The sequence below is a fragment of the Streptomyces sp. STAM6 genome (genome assembly GCF_054963715.1).
Genome location: NZ_JBUEFZ010000006.1, coordinates 142,160 through 162,217 on the forward strand (window position 1 = coordinate 142,160; position 20,058 = coordinate 162,217).

Below are 20,058 nucleotides of genomic sequence, written 5' to 3' on the forward strand. Positions count from 1 at the left end.
ATCGTAAGCGTTCGAAATCGGACCCGCCCACCCACCACCCCTCATGCGCACGGAATCTCCGTGTGGTCTACCGCATAGGACAACCATGGTTGTGGCCGAGACCACGCCCGGGTTTCACGCGTCTTCCTTCGGGAGATTGGCCGAAAGGGCCGGTGGTGCCTCGGATGCGGGCAAGAACACCGTCCCGGCATAAGCTCGTCATCAGGCAACACCGCACGCTGTTGCCCACGTGGGCCCGGCAGGCCGAGAGAAAGAAGTGAGCAGGGTGTTTTCGCAGGTCAGCAGAGTGACCAGGAGTGCGGGGTAAGCGGACGTGCACATCGTCATCATGGGCTGCGGTCGCGTGGGCGCCGCTCTCGCTCAGACCCTGGAGCAGCAGGGGCACACGGTCGCCGTCGTCGACCAGGACCCCACGGCCTTCCGCCGCCTGGGCGCCGGCTTCGGCGGGCGGCGCGTCACCGGCGTCGGGTTCGACCAGGACACCCTGCGTGAAGCGGGGATCGAGGAGGCCGGGGCGTTCGCCGCGGTGAGCAGCGGCGACAACTCCAACATCATCGCGGCGCGGGTGGCACGCGAGATGTTCGGGATCGAGAACGTCGCGGCCCGGATCTACGACCCCCGGCGCGCGGAGGTGTACCAGCGTCTCGGTATCCCGACGGTCGCCACGGTCCGCTGGACCGCCGACCAGATGCTGCGCCGGCTGCTGCCGTCCGGCGCGGAGCCGCTGTGGCGGGACCCGAGCGGTGGTGTGCAGCTCGCCGAGGTGCACACGACACCGGCGTGGATCGGGCACAAGATCAGCAAACTGCAGGAGGAGACCGGCGTACGCGTGGCCTTCCTCACCCGGCTGGGCGAAGCGGTCCTGCCGACCTCGCAGACCGTGCTGCAGGAGGGCGATCTGGTCCACGTCATGATGCGTACGGACGAGATCGAGAAGGTCGAGGCGGCGTTCGCCGAAGGGCCTGAGGAGGGCGGTCACTGATGCGGGTCGCTATTGCGGGTGCCGGCGCGGTGGGCCGATCCATCGCGGGCGAGCTGCTGGAGAACGGGCACGAGGTGCTCCTGATCGACAAGGCACCGACCGCCATCTCGGTGGAGCGGGTGCCGCAGGCGGAGTGGCTGCTGGCCGACGCCTGTGAGATCACCTCGCTGGACGAGGCGGCGCTGCAGCGCTGCAACGTCGTCATCGCGGCGACCGGCGACGACAAGGTGAACCTCGTCGTGTCACTGCTCGCGAAGACGGAGTACGGCGTGCCGCGGGTGGTCGCCCGTGTGAACAACCCGAAGAACGAGTGGCTGTTCAACGAGGCGTGGGGCGTCGACGTCGCGGTCTCCACACCGCGTCTGATGTCGGCGCTGGTGGAGGAGGCGGTGAGCGTCGGCGACCTGGTCCGGCTGCTGCGCTTCAGCCACGGCGACGCGAACCTGGTCGAGCTGACGCTGCCGCCGGAGTCGGCGATCGCCGGTACGCAGGTGGGCGACGTCGCGTGGCCGGAGGACACCTCGCTGGTGACGATCATCCGCGGCTCTCGGGTCCTCACCCCCAGCCCGGAGGAGACGCTGGAGGCGGGCGACGAGCTCCTGTTCGTGGCGGCCCAGGCCCGCGAGGAGCAGCTGGAGGACCTGCTGTCGGTCCGCCGCCAGGACGCCACGAGCTGAGCCCCCGGCGCCGACGGCGCCAGGGCGCTCGGGTGCCGTGGCGCTTCGGTGCCGGTGCTTCGGTGCCGCGGGCGTTTTGGCGCTTCGGTGCTTCGGCGCACAAGAGCGGCAGGGGCCCGGCGACCGTCACGGTCGTCGGGCCTTTTCGGCATACCGGCCCGCCCCCGGGGGTGGTGACCCTCGCGACACGGGGCGATCGTGACCCAGCGGGCCGGCGGTCCTACGGGCCTTTGGCTGTCGTGCGGGCCCGGCAGGCGATGCGGGTGCAGTGGACCGGCGGTCCTGCGGGTTCGGCAGGCGCTGCGGGCCCTGTGGCCCGGCGGCCCAGGGGCTTGGCCGGCGATGCGGGCCTGCCGGATGGCTGGTGCGGTGGTCCTGCGGGCCCGCAGGTCCTGGGGGCCTGACAGGTAGCCAGCCCGGCGGTCGTGCGGGCTCGACGGGCGTGCGGGCTCCGTGGCCCAGCGGTCCTACGGGGCTGGCAGGCGCTGCGGGCCTGACAGCTTGCGCGCCCCGCGACCCAGCCGGCCCGGTGGTCCTGCGCGCCCCGCGACCCGCGCGCCCTGTGGCCCGGCGGTCCTAAGCTCCCACGAGACTGGCAGGCGCCGCGCGGCCCGGCAGGGCCTGCTGGCTCGGCAGCCCTGCGGCCCTGAGCCGCACAGCCGTGCGTGTGGCCGGGCCCCGGAGGAACGTAGGGCCCCGGCCGGGAACCCTGAGAACCCAGGAAGCGGGTACGCCCGGCGTCGCCACGGGCGGGCCTGGCCGAGTTCCCGGAAGCGTCGGCCGCGCGTACGGCCCGAGGGGCGCAGGGGCGCCCCTGGTCGGGTCCGGGTGCGCCCAGCAGTCGCGAGGAGACCCGCCGTCGGGGGCCGGTGCACCGTTTCGGCAGGGGCAGGGGCAGGGACGCACGGGCAGGGGCAGGACGGGCCCCTAGACCTCCGTCTGCCGCGCGGCCGCGGCCTTGCGCTCCTTCTCCGCCTGCTCCTCCGCCTCCATCTCCGCGAAGACGTCGATCGGCGGCGGGGCCTTCGCCAGGAAGACCCAGGTGAGGTAGACCGCGAGCAGGAACGGCGGGATCTTCAGGGTCACCAGGACCCAGCCGAGCTGGGTGGTGTCGGCCCACCAGTAGAGCGGGAAGAGGATCGCGCACTTGGCGAGCAGGATCAGGCCCCAGGCGTAGCTGGCCTTGGTGTACGCCTTCTTGCGACCCGGGTTGCGGGTCCGCCAGGAGAGGTTCTCCTTGAAGACGGGGCCGAGGATGAGGCCGATCAGCGGGACGCCGGCCACGGCGGTAGCGATGTACGCGACGCCGAGGCCCAGTGTGTAGAGCATGCCCGGCAGGTAGAAGTCCTTGGCGTTGCCGGTCATCATCGCGAAGACCACACCGAAGGCGACACCGAAGACGCCGCTGAAGGCGTGCTTCACGGTGTCGCGCCGGATCAGGCGGACGGCCACGAGCAGCAGGGACACCCCGAGGGCCGCGATGGCCGAGATGTGCAGGTCCTTGTTGATCGTGAAGATCGTGACGAAGAGCAGGCCGGGGAGGACCGTCTCCACCATGCCGCGGACGCCGCCGAAGGCGTCGAACAGGGCGGCCTCCGTCACGGCCTTGGCGGCGTGGTCGTCGTGGCCGGCGGTGTCGCCGTCGCCCTGGGCGTCCTGATCGGTGGTCGGCTTGTCGAGTGACGTCACCGGCTACTCCTGTCCGAGCGGTCGGAGTTCGTATTTGGGGTTGAAGAGCACCCTACGGCCGTGGCTCATGGAGATGCGGCCGGAGGCGATGAGCTTACGGCCCGGCTCTATGCCCACGATGGACCGCCGGCCCAGCCACACCACGTCCAGGGGGGCCGTGCCGTCGAAGAGTTCCGCCTCCAGCGCGGGCACGCCGGCCCGCGGACGCAGGGTGACCGTCCGCAAGGTACCAGTCACCTTCACTATTTGCCGGTCGTCGCAGTCGGAGATACGGGTGCACCCCGAAGCCTCCGCGTCCTCCTGGAGCTCCTCCGACTCGATGTCCCCCTGGGAGCTGGACAGCCGGTCGAGCATCCGGCGGAAACGGCCGGCCGGCTTCTCTGTACGCGGTGCAGCACTCATACAGAAAGCGTACCGGCCTCCACTGTCAAGGGATCAACGCTCGAAGCGGTATCCCATTCCGGGCTCGGTGATGAAGTGCCGGGGGTGCGAGGGGTCCGCCTCCAGCTTGCGGCGGAGCTGCGCCATGTAGACCCGCAGGTAGTTGCTCTCGGTGCCGTAGGAGGGCCCCCAGACCTCCTGGAGCAGCTGTTTCTGGCTGACGAGCCGGCCGCCGTTGCGTACGAGGACCTCCAGCAGGTGCCACTCGGTGGGGGTGAGCCGGACGTCCCGGCCGTCCCGGTGGACCTTCTTGGCGGCGAGGTCGACGGTGAACCCGTCGGTCTCGACCACGACGACGTCCCCGTCGCCACCGCCGACGGGTTCGGCGCGGCGGACGGCGGCGCGCAGCCGGGCCAGCAGCTCGTCCATGCCGAAGGGCTTGGTGACGTAGTCGTCCGCGCCGGCGTCGAGTGCCTCGACCTTCTCGTCGGAGGTGTGGCGGGCGGAGAGGACGAGGATGGGTACACGGGTCCAGCCACGCAGGCCCCTGATGACGTCGACGCCGTCCATGTCGGGCAGGCCGAGGTCGAGTATGACCACGTCGGGGTGGCGGCCGGCGGCCAGTTCGAGCGCGGTGGCGCCGTCGGGCGCGGCGTCGACCTCGTACTTGCGCGCCTTCAGGTTGATCACGAGCGCGCGTACGATCTGCGGCTCGTCGTCGACCACGAGCACCCGCGTCATGGGGATCCTGCTTTCTCTGGGAAGGTGGCTGGGGCGGTGGGCGGGGAGGCCGGTCGGGGGGCGGCGGCGGCCGGGGAGGCCGGTTCGGGGACGGCGACGCGCCGGAGGGTGAGGACCATGGTGAGGCCGCCGCCGGGGGTGTCCTCGGCGGTGAGGGTGCCGCCCATGGCCTCGACGAAGCCGCGGGCGACGGCGAGGCCGAGCCCGACGCCCGCGCCGCGCGGTGCGTCGCCGAACCGCTGGAAGGGCTCGAAGATGCGTTCCTTCGCGTCCTCGGGGACACCGGGCCCGCGGTCCACGACGCGCAGTTCCACGCGCTCGGCGATGGCGCTGGCCGACACCAGGACGGGCTCGTGGGCGGGACTGTACTTGACGGCGTTCTCGACGATGTTGGCGACGGCCCGTTCGAGGAGGCCCTTGTCGACGTCGACCATGGGGAGCGTTTCGGGGATGTCGAGGTCCGCGCTGCCGTCGGGGACGCCGCCGAGGGCCATGGGGACGACCTCGTCGAGGTCGATGGCGCGGATCAGCGGGGTGACGGTGCCCGTCTGCAGGCGCGACATGTCGAGGAGGTTGCCGACGAGGTGGTCGAGCCGGTCGGCGCCGTTCTCGATGCCTTCGAGCAGTTCGGCGCGGTCCTCCTCGGACCATTCGACGTCGTCGGAGCGCAGGGAGGACACCGCTGCCTTGATGCCCGCGAGGGGTGTGCGCAGGTCGTGGCTGACGGCGGCGAGCAGGGAGGTGCGGATCTTGTTGCCCTCGGCGAGTTTGCGGGCCTCCTCGGCCTCCCCGACGAGGCGCTGCCGGTCGAGGACGACGGCCGCCTGGGCGGCGAAGGCGCCGAGCACGCGGCGGTCCTCGGCGGGCAGGACACGGCCGGAGAGGGCGAGGGCCAGGTGGTCGCCGACGGGCATGTCGACGTCCGCGTCCTCGGGGCGGGTCACCGGCCGTGGGCCGACACCGGCCGCGCACGTCCACGGGTCGACGCCACTCGTGCGTTCGAGCAGGGCGACGGACACCATCGAGAACGTCTCCCGGACCCGTTCGAGGAGGGCGTCGAGGGCGGTTTCCTCCCCGGGCTGTGCCGGGGCGACCCCCAGGCGCAGCACGCTGCCGGCGAGGAAGGAGAGGATCTCGGACTCGGCGCGGAGCCGGGCCGCCTGGTGGGTGCGGCGGGCGGCGAGGTCGACCACGGAGGCGACGGAGACGGCGACGCCGAAGAAGACCACGATGGCGACGATGTTCTTGGGGTCGGCGATCGTGATGCGGTGCAGCGGCGGGGAGAAGAACCAGTTGAGGAGCAGCGATCCGAAGGCGGCGGAGGCCAGGGCGGGGCGCAGGCCGCCGAGGAGTGCGGCGGCCACCGTCAGCGACAGGAACAGCAGCATGTCGTTGGCGAGGCCGAGGTCGGCGTCGATGTGGGTGAGCAGCAGGGCGAGCAGGGCGGGCCCGGCGACGCCGACGAGCCAGCCGCCGACGATCCTGGAACGGCCGAGCCGGGCGCCCCGGGCGCCGGGCAGTCCGCGGCCTTTGGCGACGGCCTCGTGGGTGACGATGTGGACGTCGAGGTCGGGTCCGGAGTCGCGGGCGACGGTGGCGCCGACGCCGGGGCCGAGCATGTACTGCCAGGTCTTGCGGCGGCTGGAGCCGAGCACGATCTGGGTGGCGTTGACGCCGCGGGCGAACTCCAGCAGCGCGGGGGGCACGTCGTCGCCTATGACGTGGTGGAAGGTCCCGCCGAGGTCCTCGACGAGCGTGCGCTGGACGGCGAGTTCCTTGGGGGACGCGGCGGTGAGGCCGTCGCTGCGGGCGACGTAGACGGCGAGGACCTCGCCGCCGGCGCCCTTCTCGGCGAGGCGGGCGGCACGGCGGATGAGGGTGCGGCCCTCGGGACCGCCGGTGAGGCCGACGACGATGCGCTCACGGGCCTGCCAGGTGCTGCGGATGTTGTGCTCGCCGCGGTACTGCCGGAGGTACTCGTCGACGCGGTCGGCGGTCCACAGCAGGGCCAGCTCGCGCAGGGCCGTGAGGTTGCCGGGGCGGAAGTAGTTGGAGAGGGCCGCGTCGACCTTGTCCGGCTTGTAGATGTTGCCGTGGGCCATGCGGCGGCGCAGGGCCTGGGGCGACATGTCGATCAGTTCGATCTGGTCGGCCCGGCGGACGATCTCGTCGGGGACGGTCTCGCGCTGCCGTACGCCGGTTATGGACTCCACGACGTCGCCCAGCGACTCCAGGTGCTGGATGTTGACGGTCGAGACGACGTCGATGCCGGCGGCGAGAAGTTCCTCCACGTCCTGCCAGCGCTTGGTGTTGCGCGAGCCGGGGACGTTGGTGTGGGCGAGCTCGTCCACCAGGGCGACGGCGGGCCTGCGGTCGAGGACCGCGTCGATGTCCATCTCGGTGAACACGGCGCCCCGGTGTTCGAGGGTGCGGCGGCCGATCTGCTCCAGACCGTGCAGGAGGACTTCGGTCCGGGGCCGGTCGTGGTGTTCGACGAAGGCGACGACGCAGTCGGTGCCGCGTTCTGCGCGCCGGTGGGCCTCGGCGAGCATGGCGTAGGTCTTGCCGACGCCCGGTGCCGCACCGAGGTAGATCCGGAGTTTGCCGCGTCCCATGCCCTCATTGTCTTTCGCGCTCACGCAGCGCCGAGCCCGCTCGTACCGGTCGTGCCGGTCCGTGCCGACTGCGCAGCGTCGACCTTACGTCCAGCGATTCCGGCAAACCGAACACGGTGGGCGGTTGTGGGGCGTCTTTGACGCGATCCTGATGCGGGGTGCGGGCGCCCCCCGGGTGCGGGGGCCGCGGTCGGCCCGCCGGTGCTCAAGCCGGCCGGATCACCGCTCAGTCGGCGCATCGCTGGGCCAGCTCGCCGTCGCTCAGCTCCAGGACCCGGTCGGCGAGGCCCAGGAGCTGGGCGTCATGGGTGGCCACCAGTGCGGTGACGCCCTCGCCGCGTACTACGGCGCGCAGGAGTTCCATGACGGCGAGGCCGGTCTCGGCGTCGAGCTGGCCGGTCGGTTCGTCGGCGATCAGCAGGGCCGGCTTGTTGGCGAGGGCGCGGGCGATGGCGACGCGCTGCTGCTGCCCGCCGGAGAGCTCACCTGGGCGCTGTGCGGCGTGGTCGGCGAGGCCGACGAGGGCGAGCAGCAGCGCGACGCGCTCCTCCCGCTCCCGCGGGTCGGTCTTGCGCAGCCGCATCGGCACGCCGACGTTCTCCGCGGCCGTCAGGATCGGTATCAGCCCGAACGACTGGAAGATGAATCCGATCCGGTCGCGGCGCAACTCCAGCAGTTCGTTCTCGCCGAGGCCCGCGAGGTCGGTGCCGTCGACGGTGATGCGGCCGCCGTCAGGGGTGTCGAGGCCTCCGACGAGGTTGAGGAGAGTGGTCTTGCCGGAGCCCGAGCGACCCTTGAGGGCGACGAGCTCGCCGCGCGGGATCTCGAAGGAGACGCCCCGCAGGGCGTGCACGGCGGACGGCCCACTGCCGTGCGACCGGTGCACATTCTCCACCCGCACCATGGGTGCCGGCCCGTCGGCGACGGCCGTGGCGGTGCCGTCGGTACTGCGCTGCTCACTCATGAGTTCCCCCCGTCACTCCCCGTAACCCCGTGCGCGGTCAGTATGAGCGGGCCCGGAAGGGAGGCGCAACGCCTGTGGAAAACCCGGTGGGCCGCACCCCGGAGCCCGGGATGCGGCCCACCGAAACACGCCTTAGCGCACCTCGGTGATTTCCGGGCCGCGCTGAAGCTGGCCCATGCCACCGGAGAAGCGGGAGTTCTCCTGATCCTCCTGCTGCACGCCCTCCGGCACCATCTGCGCGTCATTCGGCAGCTTCAGGACGATCGGGTCGCGGGGCGCCATCGGTCCTTCGCCGCGGACGACGACGGTGTCCCGGAAGATCTGCTCCAGCAGGCCGGCGGCCTGCGGCTGCACCGCGCCCTGGCCGGAGATGACACCCCGGAGGAACCAGCGCGGCCCGTCCACGCCGACGAAACGCACCAGCTGCACGCCGCCGGTGCCGTCCGGCAGCTGTACGGGGACCTGGGCGCGCAGCTCCCAGCCGAGCGGGCCCTCGACCTCGTCGATGATGCCGCCCTGCTGGGTGATGCCGGAGGCGATCTCCTCGCGGACCTCGCCCCAGATGCCCTCCTTCTTCGGAGCGGCGAAGGCCTGGAGCTGGATGGCGCTGTCGCGCAGCACGACCGTCGCGGCGACGATCGCGTCGCCGGCGACCTCCACACGCAGTTCCATGCCCTCGACTCCGGGCACGAACATGCCTCCCAGGTCGACCCGGCCCTCGTCGGGCTTGGAGACCTCGGAGACGTCCCAGGGACCGTCGGGCCGGGGCGCCGGCGGAAGGTTCACCCGGCGCGGGGCGCTCTCCGCCGCGTCGTCAGTGTCGACCTCGTCGACGACCTGCTCGGCCTCGCGCGCCACGTCCGCTGCGTCCCCAGCGGCCCTGCTCTTCTTGCGACGTCCGAACACGTCACTGTCCTTCCCGGTCGGATACGACCGAAGCGTATCGATTCCCACCCGTCCAGCCCTCCACGGCTGCATGACCGCCGGTGGACCCGAAGCCCCCCTCGGCCCGCGCCGAGCCGGGAAGCTCCGCCACCTCGTGGAAGCGGACCTTCTCGACCTGCTGAACGACCAGTTGGGCGATCCGGTCGAACCGCTCGAACCGCACGCTTTCGCGGGGGTCCAGGTTGACCACGATCACCTTGATCTCTCCACGGTACCCGGCATCCACGGTCCCGGGGGCATTCACCAGCGCGATGCCCAGCCGGGCCGCCAGCCCGGAACGGGGGTGCACGAAGGCCGCGTACCCGTCGGGCAGGGCGATCGAGACACCGGTGGGCAGAACGACCCGCTCACCGGGGGCGAGTTCGGCGGCCTCGGTGGTGACGAGATCGGCGCCGGCGTCGCCGGGGTGCCCGTACGACGGAATCGGCACCTCCGGGTCCACGCGGCGGATCAGCACATCAACAGGGTTACGCATCAGGGATTCACCTCGAAGGCGCGGGCGCGCCGGACCTGGTCGGGGTCGGCCATCGCCGCCTGGATCTCCTCCGGGCGGCCGTTGTCGATGAAGTGATCGACTTTGACCTCGATGAAGAGGGCTTCGGCGCGGACGGCCACGGGGCCGTCGGGGCCGCCGATCCGGCCGGTCGCCCGGGAGTAGATCTTGCGGCCGGCGACGGCGGTCACCCCTGCCGACAGATGGAGCACCGTTCCGACGGGGACCGGGCGGACGAAGTCGGTCTCCAGCCGGCCGGTCACCGCGATCACCCGCAGCAGCCAGTTCAGCGAGCCGAGCGTCTCGTCGAGCGCGGTGGCGAGGACGCCTCCGTGGGCGAGGCCTGGGGCGCCCTGGTGGTCGGTGGTCACGGTGAACTCGGCGGTGACGGTCACGCCTTCGCCGGCCCGGGCCGCGAGGTGCAGCCCGTGGGGCTGCCCGCCGCCGCAGCCGAAGCAGTACTCGTAGTGGGCGCCCAGGAGCTCGCCGGGGGCGGGCGCGTCGGGGTGCCTCACTGGTGGTATGGCGTCGGCGGGAGGCGTCAGTGCAGTGCTCACAGGCGCAGACCTTACCCGCGCGGAAGGCGACCGGTCGCGCCGTGCCAAGCTTGGGTTCATGCAGCCTTCCGCACCGGCTTCCGCCCCGCAGTACGACGAACGTCTCACCGCCCCTCGTTCCTGGTGGCTGATCGCCGCCCTGCTGGGTCTGTCGGGCGGGCTGATCATGCTGCCGCTGGGGTCCCTGCCGCTGCTCGGAGGGCTGATCGGAGCGGGAGCGCTGGCCGCGGTGGCGGTCAGTTCGTACGGTTCGGCGCGGATCCGTGTGGTGGCGGGCTCCCTGGTCGCGGGAGACGCCCGGATCCCGTTGTCGGCGCTCGGCGAGCCGGAGGCGCTGGACGCGGAGGAGGCGCGCGCCTGGCGCACGCACCGGGCGGATCCGCGGGCCTTCATGCTGCTGCGCGGCTATGTCCCGACGGCGCTGCGGGTGGAGGTCACGGACCCGGACGATCCGACGCCGTACGTCTATGTGTCGACGCGCGATCCGCGGGCGCTGGCCGACGCGCTCACGCAGGCGCGTGCCGATGCGGAGCGGACTCGATAGGGCACCCCTGAGGGCTCCCCTGAGGGCGGGCGGCCGGAGCCAGGCAGCCGGAGCCGGCAGCCGTACAGGCGGACTAGAAGCCGATTTCCTTGGGGTTCTCCGGCTGGTCCAGCGGCGGGAGCGCCGACAGGGCGTCCCAGGGCACCTGGCGGCTGCGCAGGTCCTTGCGGATGTGTTCGGCGAGCTTCTTGGTGTCCCGTCGGTTCATGACGGCGCCGACGGCCGCGCCGACCATGAACGGCATGAGGTTGGGCAGGTTGCGCACCATGCGTTTCATGATCTGCTGGCGCAGTTCACGCTTCATTCGGCCGCCCAGGGCGGCGTTGACGGTGGCGGGCTTGGTGACGTCGATGCCGCGCTCCTCCGTCCAGGAGGTCAGATAGGCCGCGGCGCGCTGGCGGATGTTGCCCGGAGGGCGCTGGCCGTAGACCTCGTGGAGCTCGGCGATGAGCTTGAGCTCGATCGCGGCGACGCCGGTGATCTCCGCGGCCATTTCGGCCGGCATGGCCGGCGGTACGGGCATCATGGCGGCCGCGCCGATGCCGGCGCCCACTGTGGAGGTGGCGTTGGCCGCGCCCGCGATCAGTTTGTCCGCGAGTTCCTCCGGGCCGAGGCCGGGGAACTGCCGGCGCAGGGCGGCCAGGTCCCGGACGGGAACGCGCGGCGCGTTCTCGATGAGCAGGTCGGCGAGGTGGTTCAGACCCGCACGGGCGCTGTCGCCGCTCTTGCGCACACCGCGCCTGACGGCGTCCAGGCGGCGTGGCCGGCCCGCGGGCTCGGGGTGCGCCTGCCGCCCGGACACTGCTTCGAGCGAGGCCGAGCGGCCTCGCTCGTCGTCACGTGCGCCGGGGGAGGGCAGGAGGGCGGTGTGCTCGGCAGGCGCGACGTGAGCGCCTTCTGCCGGGCCTGAGCCGCCCTGGTCCGCCTCCGGCTTCCGGGGGAGCCGGAAGCGTCGCTTCCGAGACGGGTTGTCGCCTGCCACGGCGGACCGGACCTCAGTCGCAGTCTCGGCAGATCGGCTGGCCGTTCTTCTCCCGAGCCAGCTGGCTGCGGTGGTGCACCAGGAAGCAGCTCATGCAGGTGAACTCGTCCGCCTGCTTGGGCAGCACCCGGACGGCCAGCTCCTCGTTGGAGAGGTCGGCGCCGGGCAGCTCCAGGCCCTCGGCGGCCTCGAACTCGTCGACGTCGACGGTCGAGGTCGACTTGTCGTTCCGGCGGGCCTTCAGCTCTTCAAGGCTGTCCGAGTCGACGTCGTCGTCGGTCTTGCGTGGGGTGTCGTAATCCGTTGCCATGTCGCTCTCCCCCTCTGGGTGTTTGCGGTGTCTCCAGCGCACGTAACGCGTGAGAGGCCGGACTTGTGCCCGACCTGAGGCGGAGATTTTGCCTCACATCAAGGTCTGTTACTCAATCGACACCCAAGTGGACCCCTCAAGAGTGATCGGGTTTGGGTGGCGAACGGGACCGTACACGGTCCGGATGCCGCGCTTCACGGGCGCCACCCCGTGTACTTCCCGTGATCTCGACCCCTGGAAACCCGGACTTTTCCTGGTTTTCCGGGGGAATTCTTGATCACGGAGAGTAGATGACCAGAAACCTGCCCTTGTGATCGATCACACACGGAAGTCCCGGGGACAGTTCCCGAAAATTCAGCGCAAAGCGAACACTGGGCCGCAGGTCATTCGGCGCGTCACAACGGGAGCGTGACACGCATCACGAGCCCGCCGCCCTCGCGCGGCTCCGCGATGATACGGCCCCCGTGGGCCCGGGCGACCGACCGGGCGATCGACAGGCCGAGCCCGACACCCTTGTCGCTGCCCGTCCGCTCCTGTCGCAGCCGCCTGAACGGCTCGAAGAGGTTGTCGATCTCGTATGCGGGAACCACTGGTCCCGTGTTCGAGACCACCAGAACCGCCTGGCCGGACCGGGTCTCGGTGGTGACCTCGACCCACCCGTCCTCGACGTTGTAGCGCACGGCATTCTGCACCAGGTTCAGCGCGATCCGCTCCAGCAGGACCCCATTGCCCTGGACGACGGCCGGGGAGCGCTCGCCGCGGATCTCCACGCCCTTGGCCTCGGCCTCGGCGTGGGTCTGGTCGATGGCGCGGGAGGCGACCTCGGCGAGGTCGACGGGCTTGCGCTCGACGATCTCGTTGTCGCTGCGTGCGAGCAGCAGCAGGCCCTCGACGAGCTGTTCACTGCGCTCGTTGGTGGCCAGCAGCGTCTTGCCGAGCTGCTGGAGTTCCACGGGCGCCCCGGGATCCGACAGGTGCACCTCCAGCAGCGTGCGGTTGATCGCCAGCGGCGTCCGCAGCTCGTGTGAGGCGTTGCCGACGAACCGCTGCTGGGCGGTGAACGCGCGCTCCAGCCGGTCCAGCATGTCGTCGAAGGTGTCGGCGAGCTCCTTGAGCTCGTCGTCGGGACCGTCCAGCTCGATACGGCGGGAGAGGTCCGTGCCGGCCACGTTGCGGGCCGTGCGGGTGATCTTGCCCAGCGGGGAGAGGACCCGGCCGGCCATGGCGTAGCCGAAGGCGAAGGCGATCACGCTGAGGCCCAGCAGGGCGAAGAGCGAGCGCCGCAGCAGATCGTCGAGCGCGTGCTGCTTCTGCACCGACATGCACGACTTGAGCGCGGCGTTGAGCTGCTCGTTGTTGATCGCTCCGTCGAGCTTGGGGCAGGTCGGGCTGGTGAGCGTCACCTCACGGCCGGTGACCGTGAGGGCGAGTTCGCTGCCCTGGCGGATGGCCTGGGCGGCGAGCAGATAGATGATCGACAGCAGCAGGATGCCGGCGATCAGGAACATCCCGCCGTACAGCAGCGTGAGCCGTATGCGGATCGTCGGGCGCAGCCAGGGGCGCACCGGCTCCCGGGGGTCCCAGGTCGGTTTCGGGGGCGCCTGTGGGGGCGCGGGGGTCGCGGCCACGGGGTCAGATCCGGTAGCCGGAGCCGGGCACGGTGACGATCACCGGCGGCTCGCCGAGCTTGCGGCGCAGGGTCATCACCGTCACCCGCACGACATTGGTGAACGGGTCGGTGTTCTCGTCCCAGGCCTTCTCCAGCAGCTGCTCGGCCGAGACGACCGCGCCCTCACTGCGCATGAGCACCTCCAGCACCGCGAACTCCTTCGGCGCCAGCTGGATCTCCCTGCCCTCCCGGAACACCTCACGCCGGTTCGGGTCGAGCTTGATTCCAGCCCGCTCCAGGACGGGCGGCAGCGGGACGGTCGTACGCCGTCCCAGGGCGCGCACGCGCGCGATGAGCTCGCTGAAGGCGAAGGGCTTGGGGAGGTAGTCGTCCGCGCCGATCTCCAGGCCCTCGACGCGGTCGCTGACGTCGCCGGAAGCGGTGAGCATCAGGACGCGCGTGGGCATTCCGAGGTCGACGATCTTGCGGCAGACGTCGTCGCCGTGGACGAGCGGCAGGTCGCGGTCGAGGACGACCACGTCGTAGTCGTTGACGCCGATACGTTCGAGGGCGGCCGCACCGTCGTACACGACGTCGACCGCCATGGCCTCCCGGCGCAGTCCGGTGGCCACCGCATCGGCGAGCAGCTGCTCGTCCTCGACGACGAGTACGCGCACGGCGCTGTCCTTCCTCCGGGCCCGGTCGGTTCCGGGCAGGTTCATCTCACTGACTGTGCGTATCCATCCTGCCCCTTACGCGCGTAAACCGGCTGTAAGGCGGCCTGCGGGCACTGACCGGCCCACCGCGGCGGTGGACGGCTTCCGGCCCGGATCCGGGAATTCACCGGATTCCCGTTTCGGTTGAGGTTTCCGTGCGGGGAGCCTTGGGGAGGACGACTGCACACCCGACCGATCACGCCCTGTACGTGGCACGCCACAATTCGCCCTGTCCCCCAGAGGTGTCTGTGCGTGATCGACTGACAACCCTCGGCACACCCCCGTGCCACCGACCCACGACGAGGGGGCGCACGATGGACGCTTTCACCGCAGGACTGCTGCAGCGCATAAGGGCCACGGAAACCGACCTCACGCGGGCACGCGAGACCGGAGACGACTTCCTGGCGGACGTCGAGCAGGCAGAGCTCGACGATCTTCGCCGCCTCGCCGCCGAGCACGGCGTGCAGATCTCCCACGCGACCGCCTGATCGCGTACGCGAGGGCCCCGGCGTCCCCCAGGGACGGCGCCGGGGCCCTTCCGCGTCCGGTCACGGTCGCCCTTCCGTCGCCCGGCACCGTCACCCGCCGTGACGCCGTGGCCCCGTCCTGCTGCGGCGGCCACGGGTGCCTCCTGTGAGGGGCCCTGGTCTCAGTCGTGCCAGGCGCCGAACTCCTCGAGGAGTTCCTGGAGCGGCTCGAAGACGCCCGGGGAGGCCGCCACCGTCAGCTCGCCCGACGGGGCCGTCCCGGGCCGCCCACCGGTCAGCGCGCCCGCCTCACGGGCGATGAGGGCACCGGCGGCGAGGTCCCACGGGCTGAGCCCCCGCTCGTAGTACCCGTCCAGGCGGCCGGCGGCCACGTCGGCGAGGTCGATCGCCGCGGAGCCGCCGCGGCGGATGTCGCGCAGCCTCGGGATCAGCCGCTGGGCCACGTCGGCCTGGTGGCTGCGGACCTTCGTCACATAGTTGAAGCCGGTCGAGACGAGGGCCTGGTCCAGCGGCGGCGACGGCCGGCAGCCGATCGGGCGGTCGTTCAGGAAGGCCCCGCCGCCGAGCACCGCGCGGAAGGTCTCACCGCGCATCGGAGCCTCCACGACGCCGACGACCGTCTCGCCGTCGCGCTCGGCGGCGATGGAGACGGCCCACGTCGGCAGGCCGTACAGGTAGTTCACCGTGCCGTCGAGGGGGTCGATGACCCAGCGGACGCCGGTGCTGCCCTCCGTCGCCGCGCCTTCCTCGCCGAGCAGCCCGTCGTCGGGACGGTGCTCCGCGAGAAAGCCCGTGATCAGCTTCTCGGCGGCGATGTCCATCTCGGTGACGACGTCGATGGGGCTCGACTTGGTCGCCGCCACCCCCAGGTCGGAGGGGCGGCCGTCACGGAGCAGGGCGCCGGCCCGGCGGCCGGCCTCCAGGGCCAGTTCCAGCAGCTCGTCAAGGAGCGGGTCGCTCGTCACAGGGTCTCCTCAGTGGGTGGCCGGTGGGCGGGTGGCCGGTGGGCGGGTGGCCGGACGGGCCAGGGCGTTTCTTTCGGATCGTGCCCGGGCTCGCGAGCCCTTGCACGGGCAGGTGCCGCGCGAGGAAGAAGCGCCCTGGGGCGTGTTTCGAAAATGGCGTCGTCCGCCCGGAGGGCGGGGACGCCCCCGGCCGGACGGGACTTTCGAAACGCACTAGGCGTACGGGCTGTCGGCGCCCGCCGCGGCGGGCCGTTCGGAACGGGCCGGGCAGCAGCCGATCGGGCACAGGTCGTGCGACGCGCCCAGTGCCCCGAGCGCGCACTTGTCCACCACCGTGCCGCGCTCCGTCGCCGCGCGCTCCAGCAGCAGATCGCGGACGGCGGCCGCGAAACGCGGGTCGGCGCCGACGGTGGCGGACCGGCGTACGGGCAGTCCCAGCTCGGCGGCCTTCGCGGTGGCCTCCGTGTCCAGGTCGTACAGGACCTCCATGTGGTCCGAGACGAAGCCGATGGGGACCATGACGACGGCGGGCGCCCCGGCGCCGTGCAGCGCCTCCAGGTGGTCGCAGATGTCCGGCTCCAGCCAGGGGATGTGGGGGGCGCCGCTGCGGGACTGGTAGACGAGTTCCCAGGGGCGCTCGACGCCGGTCTCGTCCCGGACGGCGTCGGCGACGAGGCGGGCGACCTCCAGGTGCTGGCGGACGTACGCGCCGCCCTCGCCGTGCTCCTCGACGGGGCCGGAACTGTCGGCGGCGGAGTCCGGGATGGAGTGGGTGGTGAAGGCGAGGTGGGCGGCCGCGCGGACCGACTCGTCCAGCTCGGACAGGGACTTCAGGACGCCCTCGACCATGGGCCGCACGAAGCCGGGGTGGTTGAAGTAGTGCCGCAGCTTGTCGACCCGGGGCAGCGGCAGTCCCTCCGCCTCCAGTGTGGCCAGGGCGTCCGCGAGGTTCTCGCGGTACTGGCGGCAGCCGGAGTACGAGGCGTAGGCGCTGGTGGTGAGGACGGCGATGTGGCGCCGGCCGTCGAGGACCATCTCGCGCAGCGTGTCCGTGAGGTACGGCGCCCAGTTCCGGTTGCCCCAGTACACCGGAAGGTCGAGACCGGCGCCCGCGAAGTCCTCGCGCAGCGCTTCGAGCAGCGCGCGGTTCTGGTCGTTGATCGGGCTCACGCCACCGAACAGGAAGTAGTGCTGCCCCACTTCCTTGAGCCGTTCCTTCGGGATGCCGCGGCCGCGGGTCACGTTCTCCAGGAACGGGACCACGTCGTCCGGGCCCTCGGGCCCGCCGAAGGAGAGCAGCAGCAGGGCGTCGTACGGAGCTGGATCACGCTGATCGGACATGGGATCGATCCTGCCACCCGGCTCCGACCGCGGGAAAACCGCCGTGCGAGGTCACCCATTCGGACGTAATCTGTGAAGACTGCCCATACGCCTTACGCGACGCGTCCCATGCCACGGCCGGAGTTCCCCTTGCCCAGTCCCTACCGCGCGATCTTCGACGCCCCCGGTTCCCTGGGCTTCTCCGCCGCCGGCTTCCTCGGCCGGATGCCCCTTGCCATGCTGGGGATCGGCATCGTCACGATGATCTCGCAGCTCACCGGCCGTTATGGGCTGGCGGGCGCACTGTCGGCGACCCTCGCGATCTCCGCCGCCGTGCTGGGGCCGCAGGTCTCCCGGCTGGTGGACCGGCACGGTCAGCGCAGGGTGCTGCGCCCGGCGACGCTGGTGACCGTGGTGGCCGTCGCGGGCCTGCTGGTCTGCGCCCAGCAGGGACTGGCGGACTGGACGCTCTTCGTGTTCTCGGCGGCGGCCGGGTGCGCGCCCAGTGTCGGGGCCATGACCCGGGCCCGCTGGGCGGCGATCTACGAGGGTTCGTCCCGGAGGCTGCACACGGCGTACTCGTTCGAGTCGATCGTCGACGAGGTGTGCTTCATCTTCGGTCCGATCGTGTCGATCGGCCTGTCGACCATCTGGTTCCCCGAGGCGGGCCCGCTGCTGGCCGCGTTGTTCCTGCTGGTCGGTGTCTGGTGGCTGACGGCCCAGCGCGACACGGAACCGAAGCCGCACCCGGTCGAGCAGCACAGCGGCGGTTCCGCGCTGCGCTCCCCCGGCCTGCAGGTGCTGGTGCTGGCGTTCGTGGCGACCGGGGCGATCTTCGGGGCGGTGGACGTGGTGACGGTGGCGTTCGCCGAGGAGCGGGGTCACAAGGCCGCCGCCAGCCTCGTCCTCGCGGTGTACGCGCTGGGGTCGTGTCTGGCGGGCGCCGTCTTCGGACTGCTGCACCTGAAGGGGGAACCTTCCCGCAGATGGGTGCTGGGTGTCTGCGCCATGGCCGTGAGTATGATCCCCCTCCAACTGGCCGGGAGCCTGCCGTTCCTGGCCGTGGCGCTCTTTGTCGCGGGCCTTGCCATCGCACCGACGATGGTGACCACGATGGCCCTCGTCGAGGCGCACGTACCGCGCAGCAAACTGACCGAGGGCATGTCCTGGACGGGTACCGGGCTCGCGGTCGGTGTGGCACTGGGTTCCTCGGCCGCCGGCTGGGTGGTCGACGCCCACGGGGCCGAGGCGGGGTACGGGGTGCCGGGGGTTGCGGGGGTACTCGCGGCCGTGGTGGCGTTCCTGGGGTACAGCCGGCTGCGCAAGCCGGCGCCGAGGCGGGAGGGGCAGCGTGAGCGTGACGAGTGCGGTGAACCGGAGCAGCAGCACGTGGCGTAACTGGGCGGGGAACGTCACCGCCCGGCCCGTGCGGGAGGCCCGTCCGGCCTCGGTGGACGAGCTGGCCGAGACGGTGCGCCGGGCGGCCGGCGACGGCCTGCGGGTCAAGACCGTCGGTACCGGTCATTCGTTCACGGCGATCGCCGCGACCGACGGCGTGCTGATCCGGCCCGATCTCCTCACCGGCATCCGGCGGATCGACCGCCGTGAGATGACCGTGACGGTGGAGTCGGGCACGCCGTTGAAGCGGCTGAACGCGGCGCTCGCGCGCGAGGGCCTGTCGCTCACGAACATGGGCGACATCATGGAGCAGACGGTCGCGGGTGCCACCAGCACTGGTACGCACGGCACGGGCCGCGACTCGGCGTCGATCGCCGCGCAGATCCGGGCCCTGGAGCTGGTCACGGCCGACGGGACGGTCCTGACCTGTTCCGAGAAGGAGAATCCGGAAGTCTTCGCGGCCGCCCGGATCGGGCTCGGGGCCCTGGGCGTGGTCTCCGCCATCACCTTCGCCGTGGAGCCGGTCTTCCTGCTCACCGCGCGCGAGGAACCGATGTCCTTCGACCGGGTCACGTCGGAGTTCGACGAACTGCACGCCGAGAACGAGCATTTCGAGTTCTACTGGTTCCCGCACACCGGCAACTGCAACACCAAGCGCAACAATCGCAGCGCGGGCCCGGCGGCCCCCGCCGGGCGGATCAGCGGCTGGATCGAGGACGAGCTCCTCTCCAACGGGCTGTTCCAGGTGGTGAACTCCATCGGCCGGGCGGTGCCCGCGACCATCCCCGCCATCGCCAAGGTCTCCAGCCGGGCGCTGTCCGCGCGTACGTACACGGACATCCCCTACAAGGTGTTCACCAGTCCGCGCCGGGTGCGGTTCACGGAAATGGAGTACGCCGTTCCGCGCGCGGCGGCGGTCGGGGCGCTGCGGGAACTGAAGGCGATGGTGGAGCGGTCTCCACTGCGGGTCAGCTTCCCGGTGGAGGTGCGCACGGCGCCCGCCGACGACATCACGCTGTCCACGGCCTCCGGCCGGGAGAGCGCCTACATCGCGGTGCACATGTACAAGGGGACGCCGTACCGGGCGTACTTCACCGCGGTGGAGCGGATCATGACGGCGCACGGCGGCCGGCCGCACTGGGGCAAGGTGCACACGCGTGACGCCGGGTACCTCGCGGATGTCTATCCGCGGTTCGGCGAGTTCACGGCGCTGCGCGACCGACTGGACCCGGACCGGATGTTCGGCAACGACTATCTGCGCCGGGTGCTGGGCGCCTGACCTTCGTGTCGCGCGCGTGCGGAGCCGTCCGCGGGACGGCGGGCACGGTGGGAGCGGTCCCCCTGTCCGATGCCGCGGGGGGGGGCGGTCGCGAGGTGCGCCACATTCGGGCCGGGCCGTCCGGCCGGCTCCCCGTCCCGTTCTCCGGCTTGCCCCCCTTGTGATCCACTTCCGGCCCCTGTTCACCCATCTGTCCGATCATGAAGCGAGAAGGGACATTTGAGCGAAGCGATTAGTTCCATTTCTGCCGATTCCGTGAAGAGGGCAACATTGGGGCGGTAGTTCACGGAGGCTCAACTACCGTGCAGCCGGAGAACTTCGGCGGCGCGCCGGTCCACCCAGGTGGCCCGAATGGAGTACTGTGGCGAGCCCTGGGCCCCGTTCCCTTTCGGGTGCCCGGGAC

General features: G+C 71.4%; 20 protein-coding genes. 6 read left to right on the forward strand and 14 right to left on the reverse strand.

The genetic code is table 11. The features are described from left to right. Window positions 1–313 precede the first annotated feature (313 nt). Window positions 314–982 (forward strand): potassium channel family protein, encoded by a 669-nt coding sequence (locus tag ACY34K_RS10900; protein WP_462745974.1) that lies wholly within the window; start codon window positions 314–316, stop codon window positions 980–982. Continuing rightward, window positions 982–1,659 carry a potassium channel family protein gene (locus ACY34K_RS10905; protein WP_462745975.1) on the forward strand — a complete coding sequence of 226 codons (678 nt, stop codon included), beginning with the start codon at window positions 982–984 and terminating at the stop codon, window positions 1,657–1,659. Before ACY34K_RS10900 ends, ACY34K_RS10905 begins: the two co-directional genes overlap by 1 nt. Before the next feature lie 927 nt (window positions 1,660–2,586). Here the strand turns inward: ACY34K_RS10905 and ACY34K_RS10910 are convergent. The 8 genes from ACY34K_RS10910 to ACY34K_RS10945 all read right to left on the reverse strand — a co-directional run bounded on the left by ACY34K_RS10910 (window position 2,587) and on the right by ACY34K_RS10945 (window position 10,044). Continuing rightward, on the reverse strand, window positions 2,587–3,348 hold the full coding sequence (locus ACY34K_RS10910) for a DUF3159 domain-containing protein (protein ID WP_462745976.1): 762 nt from the start codon (window positions 3,346–3,348) through the stop codon (window positions 2,587–2,589). A 3-nt stretch (window positions 3,349–3,351) separates the two neighbouring features. Beyond that, window positions 3,352–3,750, reverse strand: a complete 399-nt coding sequence (locus ACY34K_RS10915) for an OB-fold nucleic acid binding domain-containing protein (RefSeq protein ID WP_462745977.1) — start codon at window positions 3,748–3,750, stop codon at window positions 3,352–3,354. Window positions 3,751–3,783: 33 nt separating this feature from the next. Further along, a complete protein-coding gene (locus ACY34K_RS10920; protein WP_462745978.1) occupies window positions 3,784–4,470 on the reverse strand; it encodes a response regulator in 687 nt (228 codons plus the stop codon). Next, entirely contained in the window at window positions 4,467–7,085 is a 2,619-nt protein-coding gene (locus ACY34K_RS10925; protein ID WP_462745979.1) for an ATP-binding protein, read from the reverse strand. Before ACY34K_RS10925 ends, ACY34K_RS10920 begins: the two co-directional genes overlap by 4 nt. Before the next feature lie 226 nt (window positions 7,086–7,311). Then, window positions 7,312–8,049: an ABC transporter ATP-binding protein gene (locus ACY34K_RS10930; protein ID WP_462745980.1), complete on the reverse strand. Its 738-nt coding sequence runs from the start codon at window positions 8,047–8,049 to the stop codon at window positions 7,312–7,314. Window positions 8,050–8,181: 132 nt separating this feature from the next. Continuing rightward, a complete protein-coding gene (locus ACY34K_RS10935; protein ID WP_462745981.1) occupies window positions 8,182–8,955 on the reverse strand; it encodes a DUF3710 domain-containing protein in 774 nt (257 codons plus the stop codon). 1 nt (window position 8,956) lies between these two features. Next, the gene (gene dut, locus ACY34K_RS10940) at window positions 8,957–9,469 is read right to left on the reverse strand and encodes a dUTP diphosphatase (RefSeq protein ID WP_462745982.1); all 513 of its coding nucleotides are present in this window, start codon (window positions 9,467–9,469) and stop codon (window positions 8,957–8,959) included. Beyond that, entirely contained in the window at window positions 9,469–10,044 is a 576-nt protein-coding gene (locus tag ACY34K_RS10945; protein WP_462745983.1) for a PaaI family thioesterase, read from the reverse strand. The genes dut and ACY34K_RS10945 overlap by 1 nt, the downstream gene beginning before the upstream one ends. Window positions 10,045–10,102: 58 nt before the next feature. Here ACY34K_RS10945 and ACY34K_RS10950 point away from each other — a divergent pair, with 58 nt between their 5' ends. Then, window positions 10,103–10,588, forward strand: coding sequence for a DUF3093 domain-containing protein (locus tag ACY34K_RS10950; RefSeq protein WP_462745984.1), 486 nt, complete (start codon window positions 10,103–10,105; stop codon window positions 10,586–10,588). A 73-nt stretch (window positions 10,589–10,661) separates the two neighbouring features. On the opposite strand, the gene ACY34K_RS10955 is transcribed toward ACY34K_RS10950, so the two are convergent. From ACY34K_RS10955 to ACY34K_RS10970, 4 genes are all read right to left on the reverse strand, one after another. Continuing rightward, complete coding sequence (locus ACY34K_RS10955; RefSeq protein WP_462745985.1) at window positions 10,662–11,570, reverse strand: hypothetical protein; 909 nt, start codon at window positions 11,568–11,570, stop codon at window positions 10,662–10,664. 13 nt (window positions 11,571–11,583) lie between these two features. Next, window positions 11,584–11,880 (reverse strand): DUF4193 domain-containing protein, encoded by a 297-nt coding sequence (locus ACY34K_RS10960; protein ID WP_003955561.1) that lies wholly within the window; start codon window positions 11,878–11,880, stop codon window positions 11,584–11,586. Between the two features lie 395 nt (window positions 11,881–12,275). Further along, the gene (locus ACY34K_RS10965; RefSeq protein WP_462745986.1) at window positions 12,276–13,508 is read right to left on the reverse strand and encodes a sensor histidine kinase; all 1,233 of its coding nucleotides are present in this window, start codon (window positions 13,506–13,508) and stop codon (window positions 12,276–12,278) included. 4 nt (window positions 13,509–13,512) lie between these two features. Beyond that, window positions 13,513–14,166: a response regulator transcription factor gene (locus ACY34K_RS10970; RefSeq protein ID WP_462746079.1), complete on the reverse strand. Its 654-nt coding sequence runs from the start codon at window positions 14,164–14,166 to the stop codon at window positions 13,513–13,515. Between the two features lie 353 nt (window positions 14,167–14,519). Here ACY34K_RS10970 and ACY34K_RS10975 point away from each other — a divergent pair, with 353 nt between their 5' ends. Further along, window positions 14,520–14,693, forward strand: a complete 174-nt coding sequence (locus ACY34K_RS10975) for a hypothetical protein (RefSeq protein WP_462745987.1) — start codon at window positions 14,520–14,522, stop codon at window positions 14,691–14,693. Window positions 14,694–14,854: 161 nt separating this feature from the next. On the opposite strand, the gene ACY34K_RS10980 is transcribed toward ACY34K_RS10975, so the two are convergent. Both ACY34K_RS10980 and ACY34K_RS10985 read right to left on the reverse strand, forming a co-directional pair. After that, a complete protein-coding gene (locus tag ACY34K_RS10980; RefSeq protein ID WP_462745988.1) occupies window positions 14,855–15,658 on the reverse strand; it encodes an inositol monophosphatase family protein in 804 nt (267 codons plus the stop codon). A 213-nt stretch (window positions 15,659–15,871) separates the two neighbouring features. Continuing rightward, entirely contained in the window at window positions 15,872–16,999 is a 1,128-nt protein-coding gene (locus ACY34K_RS10985) for a ferrochelatase (RefSeq protein WP_462745989.1), read from the reverse strand. Window positions 17,000–17,128: 129 nt separating this feature from the next. Between ACY34K_RS10985 and ACY34K_RS10990 the strand changes: the two genes are divergently transcribed. Further along, window positions 17,129–18,376: an MFS transporter gene (locus ACY34K_RS10990; RefSeq protein WP_462745990.1), complete on the forward strand. Its 1,248-nt coding sequence runs from the start codon at window positions 17,129–17,131 to the stop codon at window positions 18,374–18,376. Continuing rightward, on the forward strand, window positions 18,336–19,655 hold the full coding sequence (locus ACY34K_RS10995; RefSeq protein WP_462746080.1) for a D-arabinono-1,4-lactone oxidase: 1,320 nt from the start codon (window positions 18,336–18,338) through the stop codon (window positions 19,653–19,655). The genes ACY34K_RS10990 and ACY34K_RS10995 overlap by 41 nt, the downstream gene beginning before the upstream one ends. Window positions 19,656–20,058 lie beyond the last annotated feature (403 nt).

Bases quoted from the DNA above. Each gene is read 5' to 3' on its own strand.
- ACY34K_RS10960 (WP_003955561.1), bottom strand. From the start codon at position 11,880: ATGGCAACGGATTACGACACCCCACGCAAGACCGACGACGACGTCGAC.
- ACY34K_RS10950 (WP_462745984.1), top strand. From the start codon at position 10,103: ATGCAGCCTTCCGCACCGGCTTCCGCCCCGCAGTACGACGAACGTCTC.
- ACY34K_RS10920 (WP_462745978.1), bottom strand. From the start codon at position 4,470: ATGACGCGGGTGCTCGTGGTCGACGACGAGCCGCAGATCGTACGCGCG.
- ACY34K_RS10975 (WP_462745987.1), top strand. From the start codon at position 14,520: ATGGACGCTTTCACCGCAGGACTGCTGCAGCGCATAAGGGCCACGGAA.
- ACY34K_RS10915 (WP_462745977.1), bottom strand. From the start codon at position 3,750: ATGAGTGCTGCACCGCGTACAGAGAAGCCGGCCGGCCGTTTCCGCCGG.
- ACY34K_RS10985 (WP_462745989.1), bottom strand. From the start codon at position 16,999: ATGTCCGATCAGCGTGATCCAGCTCCGTACGACGCCCTGCTGCTGCTC.
- ACY34K_RS10905 (WP_462745975.1), top strand. From the start codon at position 982: ATGCGGGTCGCTATTGCGGGTGCCGGCGCGGTGGGCCGATCCATCGCG.
- ACY34K_RS10925 (WP_462745979.1), bottom strand. From the start codon at position 7,085: ATGGGACGCGGCAAACTCCGGATCTACCTCGGTGCGGCACCGGGCGTC.
- dut (WP_462745982.1), bottom strand. From the start codon at position 9,469: ATGCGTAACCCTGTTGATGTGCTGATCCGCCGCGTGGACCCGGAGGTG.
- ACY34K_RS10930 (WP_462745980.1), bottom strand. From the start codon at position 8,049: ATGAGTGAGCAGCGCAGTACCGACGGCACCGCCACGGCCGTCGCCGAC.